Consider the following 2,194-nt stretch of genomic DNA (forward strand, 5'->3'; position numbering starts at 1 on the left):
ATGAAATCGCCCTTTTCGACGATGTCGCCGTCCTGCAAGTGGATGTGCTTGCCTTTCGGGATCAGGTACTCGCGCGGCTCCTCGGTCTTGTCCATCGGCTCGATCGAGAGGCGGCGCTTGTTCTTGTAATCCCGGCCGAAGCGGATGGTGCCGGCGATTTCGGCGATGATCGCCGCATCCTTCGGCTTGCGCGCTTCGAACAGTTCGGCCACGCGCGGCAGACCGCCCGTGATGTCACGCGTCTTCGCGCTTTCGGTCGAGATACGGGCGAGGATATCGCCAGGCTTGACCTTGGAGCCGATGTCGACCGACAGAATGGCGTCGACCGACAGCATGTAGCGGGCATCGCCGCCACGCGCGAGCTTCAGCACCTTGCCGTCCTTGCCCTTGATCACGATCGCCGGCCGCAGGTCGGCGCCGCCCCGCGTCGTGCGCCAATCGATGACGACGCGCTTGGCGATACCGGTGGATTCGTCGAGCGTTTCCGAGATCGACTGACCTTCGACCAGATCCTCGAAGGCAATCGTGCCCTCGACTTCGGTCAGCACCGGGCGGGTATAGGGATCCCACTCGGCGATACGCTGGCCGCGCTTGACCGTGTCGCCCTCGTCGACGTGCATGCGGGCACCGTACTGGATACGGTGGGTCGCACGTTCGGTGCCGTCGGCGTCCGTGATCGCAACGACCATGTTGCGGACCATTGCGACCGGGTGGCCTTCGCTGTTGCGGGCGATCGCCTTGTTCTTGATCGTCACCTTGCCGTCGAAGTTCGATTCAACGAACGACTGCTCGTTGATCTGCGCCGCACCGCCGATGTGGAAGGTGCGCATCGTGAGCTGGGTACCAGGCTCGCCGATCGATTGCGCCGCAATGACGCCGACCGCCTCGCCGTGGTTGACCGGCGTGCCGCGGGCAAGATCGCGCCCATAGCACTTCGCGCAAATGCCGTTGACGAGTTCGCAGGTCAGCGCCGAGCGGATCTTCACCTCCTGGATACCAGCCTGATGGATGGCTTCCACGTGGCTTTCTTCCATCAGCGTGCCGCGCTTGACGACCACGCTGTTGGAGGCGGGATCGCGCACGTCCTCGCCCGCGGTGCGGCCGAGGATGCGGGAGCCGAGCGAGGCCACCACGGTGCCGGCATCGACGATGGCGCGCATTTTGATGCCGAGCTTGGTGCCGCAGTCATCGGAGTTGATGATGCAGTCCTGCGCGACGTCGACCAGACGGCGGGTCAGGTAACCGGAGTTGGCGGTCTTCAACGCGGTGTCCGCGAGGCCCTTGCGAGCGCCGTGGGTCGAGTTGAAGTATTCGAGCACCGACAGACCTTCCTTGAAGTTGGAAATGATCGGCGTCTCGATGATTTCGCCGGACGGCTTCGCCATCAGGCCGCGCATACCCGCGAGCTGACGCATCTGCGCGGGCGAACCACGCGCGCCGGAGTGGGCCATCATGTAGATCGAGTTGATGTCGGCTTCCGCGCCCTTGGCGTTCTTCTTGGTCGCGGAAATCTCCTTCATCATCTCCTTGGCGATTTCTTCCGTCGCCTTCGACCAGGCGTCGACGACCTTGTTGTATTTCTCGCCATGGGTGATCAGACCGTCGTTGTACTGCTGCTCGAAATCCTTCGCCAGCGTACGCGTGGTATCCACGATCTTCCACTTGCCGTGCGGCACCACCATGTCGTCCTTGCCGAAGGAAATGCCGGCCTTGAACGCATTGTAGAAGCCGAGCGCCATGATGCGGTCGCAGAAGATCACCGTCTCCTTCTGGCCGCAGTGGCGATAGACCTGATCGATCACGCCGGAGATTTCGCGCTTGGTCATCAGCTTGTTGATGATGTCGTAGGAAATCTTCGGCGACTTCGGCAGCACGTTGCCGAGCATGACGCGGCCCGCGGTGGTTTCGATCCAGCGCTTGGCCGGCTTGCCCTCCTCGTCGACGCCCTCCCAGCGATACTTGATCTTGGTATGCAGGTGGATGACCTTCGAGTGCAGCGCGTGCTCGATCTCCGACATCTCGCCGTAGAGCTTGCCCTCGCCGGGCAGTCCTTCGCGCATGATCGAGAGATAATAGAGGCCGAGCACGATGTCCTGCGACGGCACAATGATCGGCTGGCCATTCGCGGGATGCAGGATGTTGTTGGTCGACATCATCAGGACGCGCGCTTCCAACTGCGCTTCCAGCGACAGCG

Annotated in this window: 1 pseudogene; it reads right to left on the reverse strand. The window is 62.5% G+C overall.

What is annotated here, in order from left to right:
• A pseudogene (locus VFL62_RS09165) lies at window positions 1-2,194 on the reverse strand (DNA-directed RNA polymerase subunit beta'); the annotation flags it as partial.

This window comes from Bradyrhizobium sp., from assembly GCF_035701725.1.
In the GTDB taxonomy this organism is placed as follows: Bacteria; Pseudomonadota; Alphaproteobacteria; order Rhizobiales; family Xanthobacteraceae; genus Bradyrhizobium.